The organism is Salinibacterium hongtaonis, assembly GCF_003065485.1.
Lineage (GTDB): Bacteria > Actinomycetota > Actinomycetes > Actinomycetales > Microbacteriaceae > Homoserinimonas > Homoserinimonas hongtaonis.
In genome coordinates this window covers 2,567,274-2,586,931 of sequence record NZ_CP026951.1, presented here as the reverse complement: position 1 = coordinate 2,586,931, position 19,658 = coordinate 2,567,274, and the positions used below count along the sequence as shown (strand labels likewise).

Annotated in this window: 12 protein-coding genes and 1 pseudogene; 8 read left to right on the top strand and 5 right to left on the bottom strand. The window is 65.3% G+C overall.

What is annotated here, in order from left to right:
- Window positions 1-9: 9 nt before the first annotated feature.
- Together C2138_RS12375 and C2138_RS12370 are read right to left on the bottom strand one after the other, a co-directional pair.
- Complete coding sequence (locus tag C2138_RS12375; RefSeq protein ID WP_199286605.1) at window positions 10-363, bottom strand: GntR family transcriptional regulator; 354 nt, start codon at window positions 361-363, stop codon at window positions 10-12.
- A complete protein-coding gene (locus tag C2138_RS12370; protein ID WP_108518257.1) occupies window positions 363-1,280 on the bottom strand; it encodes a hypothetical protein in 918 nt (305 codons plus the stop codon). The genes C2138_RS12375 and C2138_RS12370 overlap by 1 nt, the downstream gene beginning before the upstream one ends.
- Window positions 1,281-1,445: 165 nt before the next feature.
- Between C2138_RS12370 and C2138_RS13860 the strand changes: the two are divergent.
- Window positions 1,446-1,601, top strand: a pseudogene (locus C2138_RS13860) (FAD-dependent oxidoreductase); the annotation flags it as partial.
- A 272-nt stretch (window positions 1,602-1,873) separates the two neighbouring features.
- Window positions 1,874-2,710, top strand: coding sequence for an NAD(P)/FAD-dependent oxidoreductase (locus C2138_RS12365; protein ID WP_241961121.1), 837 nt, complete (start codon window positions 1,874-1,876; stop codon window positions 2,708-2,710).
- Between the two features lie 17 nt (window positions 2,711-2,727).
- Here C2138_RS12365 and C2138_RS12360 read toward each other — a convergent pair whose 3' ends face one another.
- Window positions 2,728-3,546, bottom strand: a complete 819-nt coding sequence (locus C2138_RS12360; RefSeq protein ID WP_159078235.1) for a class II glutamine amidotransferase — start codon at window positions 3,544-3,546, stop codon at window positions 2,728-2,730.
- 267 nt (window positions 3,547-3,813) lie between these two features.
- Here C2138_RS12360 and C2138_RS12355 point away from each other — a divergent pair, with 267 nt between their 5' ends.
- From C2138_RS12355 to C2138_RS12345, 3 genes are all read left to right on the top strand, one after another.
- Entirely contained in the window at window positions 3,814-10,077 is a 6,264-nt protein-coding gene (locus C2138_RS12355) for a DUF5979 domain-containing protein (protein ID WP_108518253.1), read from the top strand.
- A 76-nt stretch (window positions 10,078-10,153) separates the two neighbouring features.
- Complete coding sequence (locus C2138_RS12350) at window positions 10,154-12,760, top strand: LuxR C-terminal-related transcriptional regulator (protein WP_159078234.1); 2,607 nt, start codon at window positions 10,154-10,156, stop codon at window positions 12,758-12,760.
- 56 nt (window positions 12,761-12,816) lie between these two features.
- Window positions 12,817-14,103, top strand: coding sequence for an adenylosuccinate synthase (locus C2138_RS12345; RefSeq protein WP_108518249.1), 1,287 nt, complete (start codon window positions 12,817-12,819; stop codon window positions 14,101-14,103).
- On the opposite strand, the gene C2138_RS12340 is transcribed toward C2138_RS12345, so the two are convergent.
- Complete coding sequence (locus C2138_RS12340) at window positions 14,104-14,712, bottom strand: maleylpyruvate isomerase family mycothiol-dependent enzyme (RefSeq protein WP_159078233.1); 609 nt, start codon at window positions 14,710-14,712, stop codon at window positions 14,104-14,106.
- 39 nt (window positions 14,713-14,751) lie between these two features.
- On the opposite strand from C2138_RS12340, the gene C2138_RS12335 reads away from it, so the two are divergent.
- Complete coding sequence (locus C2138_RS12335; RefSeq protein WP_108518246.1) at window positions 14,752-15,393, top strand: GNAT family N-acetyltransferase; 642 nt, start codon at window positions 14,752-14,754, stop codon at window positions 15,391-15,393.
- A gap of 212 nt (window positions 15,394-15,605) precedes the next feature.
- Here the strand turns inward: C2138_RS12335 and C2138_RS13675 are convergent, their stop codons facing one another.
- On the bottom strand, window positions 15,606-16,016 hold the full coding sequence (locus C2138_RS13675) for a GlcG/HbpS family heme-binding protein (protein WP_159078232.1): 411 nt from the start codon (window positions 16,014-16,016) through the stop codon (window positions 15,606-15,608).
- 339 nt (window positions 16,017-16,355) lie between these two features.
- Between C2138_RS13675 and C2138_RS12320 the strand changes: the two genes are divergently transcribed.
- Both C2138_RS12320 and C2138_RS12315 read left to right on the top strand, forming a co-directional pair.
- Entirely contained in the window at window positions 16,356-17,957 is a 1,602-nt protein-coding gene (locus C2138_RS12320; protein ID WP_159078231.1) for an ABC transporter substrate-binding protein, read from the top strand.
- Window positions 17,958-18,138: 181 nt separating this feature from the next.
- Window positions 18,139-19,650: an acyl-CoA synthetase gene (locus C2138_RS12315; RefSeq protein WP_108518243.1), complete on the top strand. Its 1,512-nt coding sequence runs from the start codon at window positions 18,139-18,141 to the stop codon at window positions 19,648-19,650.
- The last annotated feature ends 8 nt before the right edge of the window (window positions 19,651-19,658 follow it).

The window sequence follows — 19,658 nt, the reverse complement described above, 5'->3', positions numbered from 1 at the left end:
CGTGACGGTCTAGGCGCGCAGTGCCGCCTCTGCCCAGGCGAGGGCGGCGTCTTCGCTCACCCCGAGTCGACGCACCAGGTCGGCGTAGTGTCGCGCCGCCTCCTGGACTTGCCGTTCAGCGGCGTCACCCCGAGCCGCAACGAAGGAACCCGCTCTGCCCCGCGTCTCGATGAGCCCAGCAGCCTCGAGTTCGCGGTAGCTGCGGGCAACGGTGTTGGGCGCGATTCCCAGGTCTTCGGCCAGCCGCCGCACGGTGGGCAGCTTTGCCCCTGCCGCGAGCTTGCCCGAGGTGATCTGAGTCAGGAGCTGCGCCCTCACCTGTTCGAATGGCGGCACGGCAGACCGCGGGTCGATGACGAGCATCATGCCAGCGCCTGTTGCGGCGGCAGTGTTGTCTCATCGGGCCAGAGGCGCCACTGCACGTGCCTCCGGGCATTTCCGAGCGAACTGTCGAGCGAGCTGATGACCATCCCCCAGGTGAACATCTGCATCACAATCAGGTTCGCCGATTCTGCTGGCTCGATGCCCCCAAGAATTCCGTAGACGGAGGCAATGACCGAAACCCAGCAGACGATGCTGACGAACTCTGCCAGGTTGAGAAGGGTGTCGGCTCGGAGGGCGTCATCCCAACGCAATTCGAGCGTCGTCGATGCGGGCTGCGGGCGAGTGAGTATCCGTCGGGTGAGGATCAGGTTTATCACCCAACTGCAGCAGGCGGCGATGATCAAAGGGATTGCTGGGCTGGTGAGGTAGGCCCGCCCGGCGGGTACGCCGACCAGGGCGAGCACGGTGCCGACGAGCCCCAAGAGAAGTGCCGCACCCAGCAGAATCGTGGGCGTCAGTCGTCGGCGTGTGTCGATGTAGTCCGCTGGCTGCGGAACCATGGAGCGAGCCAGTCGGGGGCTCTCGGGCGACTGGGTAAATAGGGAGTCTCGCAGCGTGACGATCACGGCGCCGAGCGTGAGTCCGAAAAACATCAGGGGGGTACCCAGGAGAATCGCCATCTGTCCTGTTCGCCAGGAGGGAAACATGAGGCAGAGCGCGGCTGTCACCGATATCCCGATCAATGCACCCATGAGACGGGCGACCGTCAGAGAACCGATGCGGCGCCGCACTGTGGGAGCGACGGCCGCGCTGTCGATGTCAAGGCCGGACCTGTGGGCGAACTCGACGACTGCCCGGTCCCATCTCTTGGGTCGGGCGGTCGTGGCGGACAGTACTCCAATGGTGACAAAGAGCACCGCGAGCCATGCCCAGCACAGGATTTCGTCGAAGTCCATGGCATCCTCTCGCCTCTCACAGTTTGTGCGAGTTCTGTATCAATGTAGCAATACATAACTCCGCTACGCAAGAGATTTAAAGCGGGCATGGCCAGCCGTGTCTGCCCGAGGCTACGCTGAGGCCGAGCAGTATCTGCGCGACCGTCCTTGAGGATTGGAGCAGGAATGCCGAATGGGGCAGACGAGCATGTTGTCATCATCGGGGCCGGGGTGGTGGGGTTGTGCACCGCCTGGTTTCTGCAGCAGCACGGTGCCAGGGTCACGGTGCTCGATCGGACCGGTGTTGCGGCGGGGGCGTCGTGGGGCAACGCGGGCTGGATTGCGCCAGCGCTGACCCTTCCGCTGCCCGACCCGGCCATTTTTCGCTATGGGCTGCGGGCGATCGTCGACCCCGCATCCCCCGTCTATGTTCCGCTCTCGGCCGACCGGCAGCTGCTGACTTTTCTGGCCGGGTTCGCGCTGAATTCGTTGCCGGCATCGATGTGCGGCCAACATGACGGTCTTCGCCGAGATCAACCGGTGGGGGCTCGACTCGTTCCGCGCGTCTGGCCGACGGCGGGGTCGAGGCCAAGGCCACGATCGCCGACCCCTTTTTGGCAGGCTTCACGAGCGAAGCAGAGCGGGGCGTGCTCGAGCACGAGTTCGCCGAAATCGAGAAGCGCGGCGGGCAAGTTGATTTCGCGCGCATCTCGGGCGATGAGCTCAGGCAGATCGAACCGTCCATCAGCGGCTCGGTGACCCACGGCATGCGCATCGCGGACCAGCGCTACATCAACCCGCCGCTCTATGTGGCGTCGCTCGCCGAGGCTGTGCAGGCGCGCGGGGGCGAGATCGTGTCGGATGCTGCGGTCACCGGTATCCGCGCCGACGACTCGGTCGTCATCGAGACGCAGGGTGCAGACGGTCGCCCAGGCGCGGATTTCACGGCCGACCATGTTGTCATCGCCACGGGCACGTGGCTCGGCAAGCTCGCCCGCCCGTTCGGGGTGAGGCAACTCGTGCAGGCCGGCCGTGGCTACAGCTTCAGCGTTCGCCCCGAGGTGGTGCCGACGCATCCGATCTATTTTCCGACGCAGCGGGTGGCGTGCACCCCGTTGGGCGATCGGCTGAGGGTGGGCGGAATGATGGAGTTTCGGCCAGCGGATGCTCCCGCCGATCCGCGTCGCATCCGCACGCTGGTCGACGCCGCTGGTCCGCTCTTCGACGGTGTCGATTGGGGCACGCGCGAGGACGAGTGGGTGGGGTCGCGACCCTGCACGCCGGATGGGTTGCCGCTCGTGGGTAGCACGCGCTCGCCGCGGGTGCATGTGGCCGGAGGTCACGGAATGTGGGGCGTGACGCTGGGCCCGCTGACGGGGCGCATACTCGCTGACCACATTGTGGGGCGGGGCGAGCATCCGCTGATGAGGGCGTTCGACCCGCTTCGGTAGCCGGGTTCGGCGAGGCCTCAGCAGCTAGCCGGCGAGGGCGACCGGTGTCGTAGGTAGCGTGCTCTAGGCGGCGAAGGCGAGCGGGGCAGCGAAGGCCCCGTCAAGGTCGTGGATGCGCGCAGCTCGAGCGTGCGGCGGTCGAGCGTGAGCACCGAGCGCTCGGGCACGCGGTGCCAGCCCTCGCGCTCCCAGCCGCTCGAGGCGACGGCGGTGTAATCGTCGGTGACCGTGTAGCTGAGCTCGTAATAGTCGGCTCCGAGAAATGCCGGGGCCTTGGCGGGGTCGTCCGCCACGATGATGAGCTCGTCCGGTGTGAGCAGGAGGGCGTTGATGCTGGCCTCGTCGGCGACATCGCCGAGTTGCTCGGCGACCGTGCGAACGGCGTCGACAACGGATGATCGGCGCATCTCCGACACGAGCGCGAGCAGGTAGCGCTCGCTGTCGGTCTCGCCCTGAAGGGTAGCCCGCAGGTCAGCGTCGATGAGGGGCTCGATTGCGGCCACCTCGCGAATCGAACCGTTGTGGGCGAACGAAAGGTTGCCGTGGATGAACGGGTGGGTGTTGCGCTCGGCTACGGCCAGGTCGAGGGTCGCCGCCCTGAGGTGAGCTATCGCGCTGGTCGTGCGGGTGCCCGAGAATGCCGCGGCATAGCGGGCACTCGAGTGAGCGGCCTCGGCGGCGATGGCGTGAGTGCGACCCGATGCGTTCTCGGCGGCAAGGCCCCAGCCGTCGGCGTGGAGGCCGGCCGACAGTGCCGTGAAGGCCTCGAAATCGGTGCCGAGGGCATCCGGAATCGTCGTCTCGGTGCGAGACACGAATCCCAGGAGGCGGCACATGTCTACAACCGTAAACAGCAGATGCGCCGAGCCCAAGCGGTCGTGTCACCCTTCGTAATGTTCGCGGGCATCGCAGAAGTCGTCCCCCAAAGGGGGGTAGGCGGTGTTAATTGCGGGGTGAATTGGGGTGAACCGACCGCGAGTGCATTTAAGCGTCAATACCGTGGGCACGCTATTAGTAACCGTTAAGCGGGGATTGCCGGTACCCACACGCATCCTCGTAGGTCGTTTCGCGCGCTCCCGCGACGGCCGCCGTCGAAAGTGTCTATGACCTTGCGTGCTCCCATGCTTCCGTTCCGCGCCGTTCGCCGTGGGCGCCACCGACTGCGCCGCTCACCCCTAGTCGCGGTGCTTGCCGCAACCCTCGTGCTGCTGCTCGGCGGTTCGACCGCCGTCGCAACGACGATGGGGGCCGCGCCGGCGGCCGCAGCCGGTGTTGCCGGTCTCAGCGTGACCAAGACGGTCGACGCGAAGACGGCGTTGGCTCCGGGCGAGGAGTTCACCTACACGGTCGACGTTGCGTGTGCAGACTCCGCCTGCCTCGACGTCGTGCTGACCGACACGATGCCGAGCGAGTTCCTCGGCTTCGAGTTCGTCGGGGCTCCTGTTGTCACGACGAGCACCGTGCCGACGACGGTTGCGCTCACGGGGTGCACGACGGCCGTGACGGCGGCCTGCGTGCTCACCGCAACGGTGACGCAGGCGATCGATGGAGACACGGGTGTGATCCCCGCTGGTGACGGCTTCGTTCTGATGTTCACGCTCAAGGTTCCGCAAAACCTCACCCCCGCGTGGCAGAACAACGGCGCCCCCATCACCAATACGGCGACGGCAACGGCCAGCAACGCGGCGCCCACATCCGACGATGCCGTCGTGACCGTGACGGTTGCCGTCGACGTTGACCTCGGGATCACCAAGACCTGGCTGCCGGCCTCACAGCAGTTCCAGCCCGGTGTGCAGTCCACGATGACGCTGACCACCCGCAACACTTCGAATGTTCCCGCCGAGTCGCTGGCTATTCAGGACCCGCAGGTCGCAGATGCAAACTCTGCCACGCTGCCGACCTCAAACCCGTTCCGCCTGGTCGACTTCGCGGGCTTCGGTGCCGTGACGATGCCGCAGGGTGCCGACCGCGTTCAGGTCGATGCCTACGTGCTCGACGGTGGTGTGTGGGTCTGGAAGTCGGGAACACCAGCGGCGACGGCGACCCTGCCCGTCGGTGTAACAGCGCCGAATGTGGCCGGTCTGCGATTCAGCTTCACGGATGCTGCGGGTGATGCAACGATCGCCGCCAACGGTGTGAGCGGCAGCGTCGCGGTCACCGTCGCCCAGCGCGCGACCAACCGCGAGGGTGGAGCTAGCCTCGTGCTCGGAGCCAGCGCGAATAACGTCGCCGAGGCAACCGTTGTGGTTCCCGGAGAGACGCCAGAGGTCAAAAAAGCTGAAGCGCCCTACGTGATCGGTGGACTCAATGTGCTGGTGACAGCGTCGAAGTCGATCACGCCAGCGAACATCCCTGCCGGAGGCAAGGCCGCGGCCGCGATCAGCGCTCGCAATGATTCGAACGGCCCGCTCACGAGCCTGACGCTTTCTGACGTCGACTTCTTCACTGCTGACGTCCTCTTCGGCGGCTTCGACTCCGCTCCCGTCTGGCCCGGTGGGGCGACCGCGGCATCCGTCATCTGGCATGTCGGAGGCGCTGCCCAGGCACCCGTCGCGTTCGCATCCGCCGCCACCCCTGTCGCTCCTGCCGGTGTCATTACGGGCTTTGAACTCGTGTTCACCGGTCAGATCGCGGTGGGTGCCACGGCAGGGGCCGACTTCACGATCGCACCGACCCCGGCGTTCGTGCCCACGGCAGCGGCTTCGCCGAAGCCGCTCACCAACATCGTGACAGCCAAGGCCGTCAACCCCGCTGGCGATAAGTCCGCGACGGATGATGCTCCGCTCAACGTCTACTTTCCCGAGATCGACCTGAGCATCGAGAAGGAGATCAAGCCGTCGGGAGCGATCCCCGTCGGCGGCACCGTTGTGGTGCAGCTCTCCGGCGTCACCTCGGGCGATTCGAAGTATGTAGCCCCCAACAAGATCGTCATCACCGACGCGGCGACGGGTGAGGCTGACGACTTCTGGGAGGCGTTCAGCCCCACGGCCATCGCGCCGACCCAGGTGCCTAAGGGCTCGACGCTGCTCGTCGAGTACAGGGACGCAACGGGATGGCACTCGCTGGTGACAATGGATGCGACGGCTGAAGCCAAGCTGTTGGAGCACACGATCGGCGCGGCACTCGTGCCGACCATCGTCGGACTCCGCTACACGTTCGTTTCGGTGGGCGCCGACTTCGCTCAGGCCACGGCGGTTGCCCCGAATGCCGTCTTCCAGGCAAACTCGACGCTGCGCACTTCGGGTAGCCCCGTTGCTCCCGTCGTGCCCGGAGTCACGTACAACAACCTCGCCATCGCGCAGGCCCACGGCCTAGCGGGTGGCACCACGCCGGTTGCGAGTCCTGAGAAGCCGGGAGACGCCGACGTAACCGTCGTACCGAACCCCGGCGCCGGCGTGCTCTACGCCGACAAGAAGTGGCGCACGATCGGCGGATCTGACCTTACGACCCTCGTCGCGCAGTCGGGCAACGACGCCGTGACCCGCCTTTCGTGGGGTGTTCCCGTTTCAGGATTCTCCTCGGTCACCATCAGCGATCCCGCTGGCAACGAGGCAAACCCTGGCTCGACCACCTTCCAGGCGTTCGACCTCAAGCGCATCCAGTCACGATCTGCAAATCCCACCACAACAATGCAGGAACCGCTTCTGCAGTGGGACAGCGTCAGCACCATCGAGCTCTTCTACGGCGGTGTCTGGAACGTCGTCGCACCGCCCGCCGGATCGTGGATGAACACCGCAGGGTTCAAGGGCTACAGCCTGACGCCGACCGAAGTTGCCGCCTCCACGGGTGTGCGCATCACGGTGATCCCCAACGACGCTGCCCGTACCGCAGCGACAACAGACCCGCTCCGGGCGCTGCCTGGTTCGGGTATCGCGACCGGAACCGCCGACGCCTCTCGCCACTTCGACCTCGACTGGACCCTGCGCAACACCGTTCGAGACACGACGTCGACGAAGTGGGCCACGGGAACCACGACCTTCAACCTGGGGGCAGCAGACAAGGGCTCGCTGCGCAACACCGTCAGCATCGACGGAACCCGCTTCATCGGTTCTCCTGCACAGGGCACGGCTCACGACGACATCACGCTGACCGACTTTCCCCCGAACGTGGGTCTGGAGGTAACGACAAGCAAGCCCAAGCTCGTGATCCCCAACCCGGGTGACGTCGACACGACGATCTACCCGACGGTGGATATCGCGCTCGTCGCCGAAAGCACGGCGCTGTCCCGCGCATCCTTCCTGCGGGTGACCGCCGGCACGGAGTGCGGGCCGACAATGCCCGGATGCCGCACGTCGGCAACCGACCACGACGCCAACCCGTTCGCGGGGGCGACATACAGTGCGACGAGCCCGTTCGAGCGTCTCGACATCACCAAGCTCACGTTCACGGTTCCCGCAGCCGAGGTCAGCAAGAACCACTCGATGGTCACGCTGTGGCTGCGCGCGGCCGACGGCACCCTAACGACGGCGGTTCACACGATCACTGCCGCAGAGTTGCTCACCGCAGCCCAGTTGCAGGACGTGGTCGGCGTTAGCGTCGTCTACCAGGCGAGCAGCCCGGCCACCGACGGCGGATCGATCGTCAACGGCTCCGACTACTCGATGGTCTTCGGTACCCAGCTTCGGGAGACGCTGCGCGGCGGAGGAACGACAGACTTCGTCGTTCCCACGTCGCTCGATGGCTTCGGCTACGCCCAGAGCTACGACCCCGTCCTGCGCCCAACAGGCGCCGACTCGATGCCGATCGCGGCCGATTCAGCACCGGTCGCGCTCGTCAGCGGAGAGCTCGATGTCATGGCGGGCAAGGCCATCACCCCGGTCAGCGTCATCGAGCGCGACCGTGCGACCACTCCCGTGACGGTGACGCTGTCAGCCAACGACGGCGCCTCGACCGCGGCAACGCACGAGGTCGTCATCACCGATACCGACTCCCGTTTCTGGAACGCCGTGCAGCTCTCTTCGCTGGACACGGTCACCAAGCCGGACGGCTCCGACCGCGTTCGGGTGGATGTTCAGCTCGGCACATCAACGTGGGTGCAGGGCGCGGCAGGTGCCACCGCGACGCTGCCGACCGTGACGCTCGCTGATGTCACGGGCATCCGCTTCATCTTCGACCGTGCCGATGGCGGGCTGTTCTCGACCACGGCGCTGCCCGCCGACTGGGCCGCATCCGCTGCCTTCGTCGTTGACCTCCGCAGCGAGCTTCGTGATGGAGGCGCCATTGCGTTCCCGTCGAGCGTGCCCAACGAGATCGATGTCGAATCGCGCCGCACCGAGACCGTGCAGCTCTTCACCCCCGCAACGGACGATGCGGCAGCATCCTTTGCCCTGGAAACGGGAGCCTTTTCGCTTGACGTGTCGAAGACACCAGCGGGCAACGTGCACACCTACCGGGCCGGGGATGTCGTCACGTGGACGATCCAGTTCAGCAACACGGGCAGCGGCTTCCTTCCCATCACCACTGTGACCGACACCCTGCCGGCGCACTTCCTGTTCACGGGCGACGAGCCGGTCTACACCACGTCGGCGGGTGGCCTCCTGACCACAACGCCAACGCTCGACACATCATCCGGAAACCTGGTCTTCACCTGGCCGGCCGGCAACACGAGAATGGCGCCGGGCGAGATATTCACGATCACCCTCGACACCACGATCGAGCACGGGGCGCCAACCCCCACCACCAACCGCGTTGTGGTTGACACCGGCAGCGCCCTCGCGGCATGCACCAACGTCTCGGGTAACGGCCAAGGCAACATCTTGGGCCTGCCGGCCAACCAGTGTGGAACCACCAACTACGCCCAGATCATTCAGGGTGCCAACATCTCGGCGACCAAGAGTGTGCGGGGCGAGATCGACGGCACGCTCGTGACCGGGGCCGTCAACACGGTCAACGCCACGCGCACCTGCCTCTCCGACGCCGACGGCTTCTTCCGTAACCCGTGTGCCGCCAACACGGTCGTCGGCGCGACCGACGAGTGGAAGCTCACCGCGCTCAACAGTGGAACGGAGTCCGTGACCGCGCTCACGATCGTCGACCCGCTGCCCACCGCTGGCGACCGCATGCTCGACCAGGGCGGTCCCCGCGACTCAGCGTGGCGCCCCGTCTTCGACGAGTCGTTCGGCCTGAGCTTCACCGGAATGCCGGCGGGTGCTACGGCCAGCTGGCACGTCAGCACCGACTCCGCAGTGTGTGTCGGCACCGGCCCGAGCTCCGCGTGGGGCACCGACAGCACGTGTGCCGCAAACACCTGGGTTCCCGAGTCAACGTTCTCGGGAGACTGGGCGGATGTCACGGGCATCCGGGTGGTCTACGACTTCACCGGAACCGCGACGGGACTCCTCGAACCGGGTGCCGGCGTGACCTTGCTGATGCGCACGATCAACGAGCCCGTCACCGCTGCCGACGCGAGCCTCGCTCCCGTCACAGCCCCCGTAGGATCCCCCGTTGCGTGGAACCAGATGGGAACAACCGCCACGTTCGTGACGAGCCCGGCCATGCGCCGTGCCCCCGCGAAGGTCGGTGTGACCCTCGCCTCCGGTCCGCTCAGCGTGACCAAGGTCGTTGATGGAGATGCGGCGGCCCACGCCCCCGCATCCTTCGACGTGAACGTGTCGTGTGAGGTTGGCGGGGTTCCCGTGAACCTCGGATCGGCCGCAGTACTCACGCTTGACGCATCGAACTCCCTCACGAACCGCATCGACGGCATCCCGCTCGGCGCGGAGTGCACGGTCGCTGAGGCTGGGGCTCTCGGCGCCTACAACGAGACGATGCGAACGGGTGACGTGACGGTGCTCACGATCGACACCGCAGCATCCGCCGCCGACGCTGTTCCCGCTGCGCAGACCGCGACCATCACCAATACCTACGAGTGGGGAAGCCTCGCGATCAACAAGATCGCGAACAAGGCCTTCGCCGCTATCGGTGAAGACGTGACCTACACGATCACCGTCACCAACACGGGCGAGCGCACGGCGGTTGCACAGACTGTCAGCGACACGTTGCCCGAGTCGGCCAGGGTCGTCTCGACGAGTCCCGTCGCAGCACAGAGCGGAACCGAACTCGAGTGGGACATCGCCTCGCTCGCGCCCGGTGACAGCACGTCGTTCACGGTGGTCGTTCAGTACGACGGAGTCGGCACGCGCGTCAATAGCGCGTCGGTGACCGTGCCGCCCGGCCCGTGGCTGCCCGTCACACCGGCAGACCCATGCGGCGACGACCCCACCGCGTCGTGCGTGAGTGTGAGCGTGCTCGCCCTCACCGTGACAGGAGTCTCAGGCCTCGACTTCGCGCTCATGCTCGGACTCGTGCTTCTGATCGTCGGTGCTCTCATCGCAATCGCCCAGAGAGGCAGGATGCGCACGGCGTAACGGTATTACCTGGCGGATCGCGAAGCGCGATCCGTCAGGTGCCTATGGCCCCCACACTGGCTACACTCGGGAGAATATGTCCGAGATATACTCCACGCCTCGAGTGCCACGCAACGTCGTGCATCGTGCGCGAATCTCGCAGCGAATCGACACGGCAACCGGCCTCGTCATAGTGCGAGGGGTCGCCGGTACCGGCAAAACCGTCGCGGCTGCCGACTGGGCAACGACCCGAAACCCCGACGCCGCGCCAGGCGTCTGGCTCAGCGTGCAAGCCGACACTGCGACGCAAGAAGCCTTCTGGCGCGCAGTGCTTCTCCTGTGCGCCGACGCCAGCATCATCGGCCCATCCGATCAGCTACATACGCTGCTCTCCACCTCAGTCGCGCATCCGCGGATGCTGCGCCACCACATCATCCGGGGGCTGGCGCAGCACGCCACACCGTTGGTGCTCGTGGTCGACAACGCACACCTGTGCGAAGCCGTCGTCGTCGAGGACATCATCGCAATTGTGGAGGCCAGCCCCCTCATCACGGTGGTCGCCATCACGGCCGAGCGTGGCACCTTCGACAGCAACTGGGTCGAACTCTCCCTCGAACCGACGCTCATCCGCAACCGAGATCTGCTCTTCACTCCCGCCGAAACTGCGGAACTGCTCGTAGCACTCGATGTCGCCGACCCCGATGGCAGTGTGGCCGAGGCCCTCCGCACGAGCTCAGGCGGGCTCGCCGTTGTGGCCAAGGGTGTCGTGCGAGCGCTTCAGCGTGAGGGTAGCGCGATCGATGCTGACGCGGTGCATCGGCGGGTCGGGCTCGGCGGCCACGGGGTGTTCAACGAGTTGTGGGGCGGCGACCAGGCGAGCGACCGTGACGTGTACCACCTGGTCACCCTCTCGATCGCGGAGACCCTCACCGAGGAAATCGCGCAACGCCTTACGGGCAGCGACTCGATGGGGGAGATTCTGGACTTTCTCGCGGCCGCAGGGATGGGCTCGTGGACGGACGGTCACGACGGCCAAGAATTTCGGTTCGAAACACGGATGCGTGACAGCCTTCGCCGCGAACTAGAGGCGCGCGCACCGGAGGAATACAACCGCGTGCGCGGCATTCTCATGCGGTGCGAGTTCGACCGCGAACACTATTCCGCTGCACTAGGCCATGCCGTTGCGCTCGAAGAATTCGACCTGGCCACCGACATCATCATCCGCGCATATAGCCCCGTATTGCACCGCCATCGGGCGGAGACCATCGCCCACCTCTCTGCGTTGTCCCGCCGCACTCTTGCCCGCCAGCCCCTCCTTGCGATGACGCTCGCCCTTGCCTACAACGCGCAGCAGGGCCAAAGGATGCGCGCACTCGAGATGTTCGCCATAGCTCTCACCGCCGTGCGCACAAGTGCTCGGAATTCAGACCCCGTGCGACGCGCTGTGCTGCAGAGCGCCGAGAACGCGGCGTTGCGCATCTCCGGAACACCAGAAAAGTCTCTCGCGGCTGCAGAGCGCACCGCCCGCCTGCTCGATGAGCTCACGCTCGACGAGCGCGACCGGCTCGAGCCGTTCTTCGGCACTTTGTTTCCGCAGGTTGGCCTCTCGTTCTTCTATGGGGGCGAAGAGGAACGTGCCCTGGAGTTTTTCGAGGCGGCCCGTGCGCTGCGGCCGGGAAGCACCGACTCCGGATATCTGCATGGGCTCGCCCTCAGCGCCGGAACCAACGCGCTTCACGGCAATATGGATGAAGCCCAGCGCTGCGTCGACCAGGCCAGGCGCGAGGTGTGGCCAGATGGCATCGACGCCGACTACACCGGGGCTCTCTACCAAGTCGCAGAGGCGATGCTGAGCATCGAGAATGGCGACTACTCGGAGGCGTTGGCGAGGGTCGAGCTCATGGCCCCGCATCTGGACACGATCGAGCACTGGCCCCTGTTCATGTACGTGCAGTCCGCGGCGATGCTCGGCCTGGGTCGCCCCCTCGAGGCGGCTACCGTGCTCGAGCGGGCCCTCAGAAGAGGCGCCCGCCCGCAGATAACACCCGTCACCCGCCGGCGGCTAGACGCTGTGCTGTCGCTGCTGTTGCTCGCAGCGGGGCATCCGCGCCGAGCGTCGGCAGTGCTCAAACGGCATGATGCGAACGACCCGACCATCTCCAGGGCACTCGCGCGCGCTCACCTGGTTGACGGCAACCCGCAGGCGGCCCGTGCTGCCCTCGTGAACGCCCCAGAATGGTCGCCGAGAACACAGGCAGAGACCCTGCTGCTGCGGGCAACCGCGGCCTTCCAACTCGATGAGCACGCGCTCGCCCTCGATCACTTTGAACGTGCAGTGCTGCTGCTCAACGACCGCGGCCTGCGGCATCCGTTCGCCCTGTTGCCCGCTGCCACCCGCCGGGATCTGCTGTGTCTCGCCCGCGACAGCGGCAGGCTGGCCGACTATGAGCAGCTTCTCGCCGACCTCGACAGCCTGCCCGCCCTCCTTCCGGCGGCGGAGCAGGCGATCAGCCTCACCGATCGCGAAGTCATCGTGCTTGCGGCCCTCAGACGCACCGCCAGCACGGCGGAGATCGCCGCCGAACTCTTCGTCTCGGTCAACACCATCAAGAGCCAGTTGCGCAGCATCTATCGCAAGCTCGGCGTGAACTCGCGAGACGATGCGCTCCAGGCAGCCAGCCGACTAGGCCTTTACGACCGGTAGACTTGCACTATTCCCACCCGTTTCTCCTCTCTCTAATTAAGAAGGATGTCTGCTGCATGCCCGCAATCGTGCTGATCGGTGCCCAATGGGGCGATGAAGGCAAGGGCAAGGCCACCGACCTGCTCGGAGACCGTGTCGATTACGTCGTCAAGTTCAACGGCGGCAACAACGCCGGCCACACCGTTGTTATCGGCAACGAAAAGTATGCGCTGCACCTGCTGCCCTCCGGCATCCTGTCGCCCGGCGTCGTGCCCGTCATCGCCAACGGCGTCGTTGTCGATATCGAGGTGCTGTTCGAGGAGCTCGACGCCCTCGCCGCCCGCGGAGTCGACGTGTCTCGCCTTCGTGTGAGCGCCAACGCTCACGTGATCACGCGCTACCACCGCACGCTCGACAAGGTCACGGAACGCTTTCTCGGCAAGCGTCAGATCGGCACCACCGGTCGCGGAATCGGCCCGACGTATGCCGACAAGATCAACCGCGTCGGCATCCGCATTCAAGACCTCTTCGACGAGAACATCCTGCGTCAGAAGGTCGAAGGCGCGCTCGTCACCAAGAACCACCTGCTCGTCAAGATCTACAACCGTCGCGCCATCACGGTCGACGAGATCGTCGACGACCTGCTGCAGTATGTGGAGCGCCTGCGCCCCATGGTCGACGACACGGCCCTCGTGCTCACGCGCGCCCTCGACGACGGCAAGACCGTGCTGTTCGAGGCAGGCCAGGCCACGATGCTGGATGTTGACCACGGCACATACCCGTTCGTCACGTCGTCCAACGCCACGTCGGGCGGTGCTGCGACGGGTTCCGGAGTGGCACCGAACCGCTTCGAGCGCGTGATCGGCGTCGTCAAGGCCTACACGACCCGCGTCGGTTCGGGCCCGTTCCCCACGGAGCTGTTCGACGAGAGCGGCGACTTCTTGCGCAACAACGGAGGCGAGTTCGGCACGACGACGGGTCGCCCCCGTCGCTGTGGTTGGTACGACGCCCCCATCGCCCGCTACTCGGCCCGCATCAACGGTGTGACCGACTTCGTCCTCACCAAGCTTGATGTGCTCACGGGCCTCAAGGAGATCCCCGTCTGTGTCGCGTACGACGTCGACGGTGTTCGCGTGGACGAGATGCCCGTCTCGCAGACGGACTTTCACCACGCTGTGCCCATCTACGAGAACTTCCCCGGATGGGACGAGGACATCACGGGCGCCCGCGAGTTCTCCGACCTGCCGCAGGCGGCGCAGGACTACGTGCTCGCCCTTGAGGCGATCAGCGGATCCCGCATCTCGGCGATTGGTGTTGGCCCCGGGCGCGACGCGATTGTCGTGCGCCACGACCTGCTCGGCTAGCTAGACGACGGTAAAGCCCTCGGGTAGGCGCTCCCGGCCCGTGAGGGCGAGCACCAGTTCGACTCCCGAGCCTCGGTGCACGGCCGTCTGAGCCAGCAGGCTCACGGTCATTGCCAGAGCATCCTTGGGCGGCGTGAAGTCAGAGCCGATGGCGCGGGCGAGGTCGATCGAATGAACGACGAGTTCGACGACGCGGGTGCGTAGGTACTCGTCGAGCAGAATGCCCATGCCGCCGATCGAGACGAGGCGGTCTGATGGCTGCTCGCTAATGAGCACCTTGGTGCGGTTGATGGCGTCGCGAACCTGGCCGACAGGGTCGGCCCCGAGCCACGCGCCGGCTTCGACACCGCGTTGCTCGATCGACGTGTGGTCGGTGAACTGCTCGAGGACCTCGTTGTAGTAGTGCTCGGCCGAGGGAATCGTGGCCGAACCCGGCTCATCCTGGCCCAGGTACGTCTCGACCGTGAGAATCGCGCGGGCGGTGTGGCCGGCAAGAGACCGCACCGTCCAGGAGCCGAGTCCGTGGGACTCCCACTGGTCGGGCGCGACCTCGGCGAGCAGGCCGAGAAAGGCATCGGCAGAGGCATTAAAGAGTGCAGTGTTACTCACGAGTCCCATGGTGTCACTTCTCGTGCCAGACTGCATGTCGTGACCACGGCCCGTCCCCCTCTATCTGTGCTTAACGGGCGGTTTGTTACGCTCGAGCCCCTCACTGACAATCACCTGCCAGAACTGTTTGAGGCGATCGCGCATCCTCAGGTCTTCGCGGGCGGATACGGCGGCGGCCCCGCAGGCTTGCCAGCTACCCTCACCGAATTCTGCGCTTTTGCGCGGGCGTATTACCCCTTCGGGGCGGGCAACCCTTACGCAATTCGGCTGCGGGGCGGAGCGCACGATGGCGTGCTGGTGGGCACCTCAACTCTCGGCGACTTTGAACTGGCAGACGAAGCGGCCCACATCGGCTGGACGGCCTACGATCCGCGGGTCTGGGGCACAGCGGTCAACCCCGAGGCCAAGCTCCTGCTGCTCGGGCTCGCGTTCGATAGCGGGTTCGGTCGGGTCAAGATTCAGGCGGATGCCGCCAACGAGCGGTCCCGCGCCGCCATTCTCCGCCTCGGCGCCACCCTCGAGGGCATTCTGCGGCACGAACGTCGCCGGGCGGATGGCTCGTGGCGTGACACGGCGATCTACTCGATCCTCGTGGAAGAGTGGCCCGAGGTGCGGCAGGCCTTGGAGGCGCGGATCGCGGCACAGGGTGAGCGTCCCGTGCTGTATCGCGGCGTGCCGTGATCGCGGAGATGGGCGGTTCGGGAGAGGGTTTGAATCCCGAGCAGCTGTTTGCCACGGATATTCGGCCGGCTACCTGAGCTCCTTACATGCGGCTGGAAGGGAACTGGGCATCAACACGAAGGACGCCTCAAGGGTGAGGGCTTCGCGATCGCCGTGGAACTCGACATGTGAAACTCACCCTCGTCGACTGAACCCGGAGGACTGGTCCAGACTCAGCGGCGGGCGATGAAGAACGCGGCTGACTCCTGGGCGATCCGCAGATCCTGCTCCGGGTGGGCGCCGCTGACGCCGATTCCGCCCAGGGAGCCGTCGGCGCCCAGCGGGACTCCGCCGGGCAGCGTTGTTACGCGGAATGCGAGTTGGTCGTCAATGTGGCGCAGTAGCTCGGGGTAGTCGTCTTTGAGCCTGCCGAGTGAGTCGCTGGGGCGCTTGAACGTGGCGGCCGTCTGGGCTTTGGCGTTGGCGACACCGAGCGTGAACCAACTGGCACCGTCCATGCGGGCGGAGCACACTAGCCTGCCATGCTCGTCAGCAATCGAGACGCTCCCGCGTAGCCCGGCGGCCTCGGCAAGGCGCATCGCCTCATCGAGTGTGGCCCGCGCAGCCCCCAGAGTGATTGTCATGACGATGCCCTTCCCCTTTCCCCGCCGGGTCAAAACCGAACTGTGCAGCGACGTGGTGTTCGGAAGCGGGCCGCACATTCCGGGATCCGGGGCTCGCCGTAGTAAGTGCTGTGCTGACTGTAGCGGCCACTCTGTCGAGGTACAAGCATTCTGTCCATGTGCATTCCGGACGCAGAACAGGCGTTCCGCATAATGAGACGGCTGGTTTGTCCGGCCCGCGGATGGCACCGCATGATTGCGACCGCGGTGCATTGTCTCCTTAAGGGAGCTCTCGATCCCGCCTTGGCTCAGAGCAGAGTCAAGCTAGTCCCTTGCCTACGCGGCACAAAGGAGCAAACTATGAAGATTTTCCGTCCAGCTCTCGCGGTCGTCGCCGGAGCGTTGTTGGTGCTCACCGGATGCAGCGGCGGTGCCGCTGGTGGTGGCGCCCAGGACAGCGACATCACCACGACGTCGTGGGGGGCCCAAGTGCTCGAGCGCGGTGAACCGCAGGAGGGTGGCAGCCTCACCTACGGTCTGGGCGCCGTTGTCGAGTCGCTCGACCCCGCCGGCTCCGCCGTGAGTGGCAACATGATCATGCGAGAGATTTACGGGGTGCTCTTTTCCTACGACGACGAAGAGCGCAACATCCGCCCCGATATGGCTGAATCGATCGACAGCGAAGACGGTGGAGTCACCTGGACTCTCAAGATCAAGCCCGGGTTCACCTTCACGGATGGCAACCCCTACGACGCTGAGGCGGTCAAGTCCCACTTCGAGCGCATCGCGGCTGAGGGTTCGCTCTCGCGCTCCGCGCAAGACATGCGTCAGATTGCCTCGATGGAGGTCCAGGACGCGCAAACCCTGTTCATCACCCTCAAGGAGGCATGGACCGGGTTCCCCGACGTGCTCGTCGGCGCCTACCCGGGTGGCCCCGCTATGGTTCCCTCGCCCGCCGCAGTCGAGCAGTTCGGTGATGCCATCGCAACGAACCCCGTGGGAGCAGGGCCGTTCAAGCTCGAGTCCTTCCAGCCTGGTGGCGACGTCGTGCTGGTGAAAAACCCCGACTACGCGGGTGAGGATCAGCCGCACCTCGACGAGCTCGTGTTCGTTACGGCGACGGACACTCAGTCGCGCATCTCCGCGGGACTAGCCGGTGACATCGACATCGCCCGTGCACAGTCTGCGGTCGACCTCCAGACAGCGGCAGACGGCGGACTCACAATGCTCACGCAGCCGGACTCTGCGTACTACAACCTCGTTCTCAACCTTTCGGCCCCGCCGTTCGATGATGAGCGTATGCGGCGTGCCTTGGCTTATGGCATCGACCAGCAGGGTCTCAACGCGGCGGTGTTCGAGGGTAAGCACGACATCATGTCCGGTTTGATGCTCAGCACGAGCCCGTTCTTCGTTGACACCGACTGGCCGACCTACGATGTCGACAAGGCGAAGGAACTAGTTGAGGAATACACGGCCGACACCGGAAACCCCGCGGAATTCACCCTGACTACGACCAGCCCGCCCGAGTTCCAGCAGCAGGCGGCAGTCCTCCAGCAGATGCTCGCCGACGCTGGCATCGAGATGTCGATCAACGTGAGTGACCAGCCCACCATGGTCTCTGAGGCACGATCCGGAAACTTCCAGGCACAGCACCGTTACATCGAAATCATCGATGTGAACTACGCCCGCACTGCGTTCTACAGCACCTCGGGCGGCAACAACGGGCTCAAGGGCGATCCGACGGTCGACCGCGTCCTCGACGAGATGCGTACGGCGCCTGACGACGAAATCAAGGGCCTCTATGAGGAGTTGCAGCAGGGGCTGACCGACTGGATGCCGCAGATCCCTCTGGTGGCAGTAAAGAATGGAGTCTTCGTCAGCGACCGAGTGGGCGGCTACCCGGGCAACCTGATCGGCCTCCCCGAGCCCGACTTCCGTTTCGTCTGGGCCCGTTCGGAGTAAAGAACGCCCATGAGCACCGGTGTCGCGATCTTGTCGCGGAGTCACCCGGCACGCTTCTGACAGGTGCTCGGGCACTTCCCGATGGGGGTAGCCGTCGCAACTGCTGTTACTGCGACGGTTACCCCCGTCGGGATCGCCGTGAAAGCGCGGATGGTCGCTTTGCAATTCCGAAAGGTTCATCATGCATAACCACGGGCTCGGGTCCTGGATGGGCAAGCGACGGTTGAAGTCGCCACACAAGACTGCACTCGTGTGGGACGAGGGCAAGACGATCACGTATGCCCAGCTAGCAGACCTGGTCGACGATGTGGCCTCAACGCTCGCCAGCTGCGGTATCGGCAAGGGTGCCAGGGTTGCGTATCTGGGCGAAAATTCTCCGGCATTTATGGCCACGCTCCTGGGCGCGGTGCAGCTGGGCGGGGTGTTCGTGCCCGTCAATACGCGTCTCGCCGCTCCAGAGATTGAGTACATTCTGACCAACTCCGGTGCCCGAGTTCTCATCCACGACGCCGAGTTCACCGAAAGACTGTCTGGCGTCATCGATGCGGTCCCGCATGTGATCACGACGAATCCTGAGGGCCTGGACGTCCCCGTCTCTGCCCGCGGTGCTGGACGGCCCGACACGTCCGTCACTCTTGATGACCCTGCCGTAATCCTTTACACCTCCGGGACGACGGGCAAGCCGAAGGGTGCAATTCTCACGCACGGCAATCTCACGTGGGCTTCGCTGAACGCCATCGTGGACTACGACATCGTCTCCACGGACGTGGCCCTGATGATCTCGCCTCTGTTCCACGTTGCTTCTCTGGGAATGGGGGCACTGCCGATAATCATGAAGGGGGGGACACTGATTCTCGAGAAGCGGTTCGAACCGGGGCATGCCCTTGCCCTCATCCAGCGGTATGGCGTCTCGATGCTTGCTGGCGTCCCCACCACCTACCAGATGCTCTGCGATCACCCCGATTGGGCGACGACAGATGTCTCTACAATGCGAAAGCTGACGTGCGGAGGCTCGGCGGTTCCGGCGCGAATACTTAACGCCTACGAGGAGCGAGGCCTGTCGTTCTCGCAGGGCTATGGAATGACTGAGACATCGCCCGGGGTGTCATCGTTGGCGGCGGAGCGTACCCGGGATAAACAGGGCAGCGTCGGGGTGCCGCACTTCTTCACCGATGTGCGCATAGTTGACGAGGATGGCCATCAGGTGCCGCCGGGCACTGTGGGCGAGATCGAGATTCGCGGGCCCAATGTCTTCGCCGGATACCACGGTCTGCCCGCCGAGACTGCGGCCGCATTTGCCGAGGGGGATTGGTTCCGGTCCGGGGACCTCGGCCGCTTCGACGATGACGGGTTCCTTCATATCTCCGATCGACTGAAGGACATGATCATCTCGGGTGGCGAGAACATCTACCCGGCTGAGATCGAAAACCTCATCAATGACATCGACGGGGTAACCGGCGCCGCCGTCATCGGGGTGCCGCACGAGCGGTGGGGCGAGGTTCCCTGGGCCGTGGTGACGGTTCGGGATGACACGACCCTCGACCGGGAGTCGGTGCGATCCCATCTCGATGGCAGGCTGGCCCGCTACAAGCTTCCTGCCAACGTCGTCGTTGTTGAAGAACTGCCGCGCACAGCGAGTGGAAAGATCCGCAAGGCGGACCTCCGCACGCGGTTCGCCGGATCCAACGGCTGACGCTTCCG